This is a genomic window from Pseudomonas sp. REP124 (genome assembly GCF_020164475.1).
Classification (GTDB): Bacteria; Pseudomonadota; Gammaproteobacteria; order Pseudomonadales; family Pseudomonadaceae; genus Aquipseudomonas.
Genome location: NZ_JAIQWX010000284.1, coordinates 1 through 702 on the forward strand (window position 1 = coordinate 1; position 702 = coordinate 702).

Below are 702 nucleotides of genomic sequence, written 5' to 3' on the forward strand. Positions count from 1 at the left end.
CCTTGAGCAATGGACACGTGTCGTCACCCAGTCCATCACCTTCGGACGCACCAGCACCATCGTCAACTCCCCCTCGGTTCAGGGTGCGGGCGGCCTGCTGCCGCTGGCGGCGCTGGTGGTCAACGTGCTTAACGCCGGCGCTTATGCCCGGCAGGCGGCCATGTTGGAAGAGGGGGATGCGCAGCGGCAGGCGGATGGTTTGTCGGCGTATTTGTATGCGGGGGCGGCGTTGGGGGCGGTGATTCAGAATTGGATGATTTTGGGGAAGGGGGTAAACGAGTTAACGCGGAGACTGCCTTTTGGTTTTTTAGCTACAGCACCGACGTTGACTCTATTTGGGGGAATTGTGGGAGGACTATCGTTTGGAGCTGCAGTCAGTGAGTTTAGATCACTGCAAATTCAGATGGAGGCATCCCAGAGTAATATTGATCCTTGGCTACGGCTGAAAAGTTTAGCCGTTAGTGGGCAAGTTGCGGTTTACAGTGCCCAAGGATTGCTTGGTTTTAGTCTGACCGGCATGCGGCTGGCCAATAAAATCAGTACCCCCGAGGCCATACGGCGGTTCCGACTGGGTATGGGGCCGATCAACCTGCTGCTGTTAGCGCTCGGCGGACTGTACATGTTCGCCACGTTCCGTCAGGCCAACCCGTTGCAGAACTACCTGGCCAACTGCTGCTGGTCCCATCGCCGGGCCAGCGATAA

1 pseudogene is annotated in these 702 nt (G+C 57.5%); it reads left to right on the forward strand.

Going from position 1 to position 702, the window contains the following annotated elements:
* A pseudogene (locus tag K9857_RS30225) lies at positions 1 to 702 on the forward strand (hypothetical protein); the annotation flags it as partial.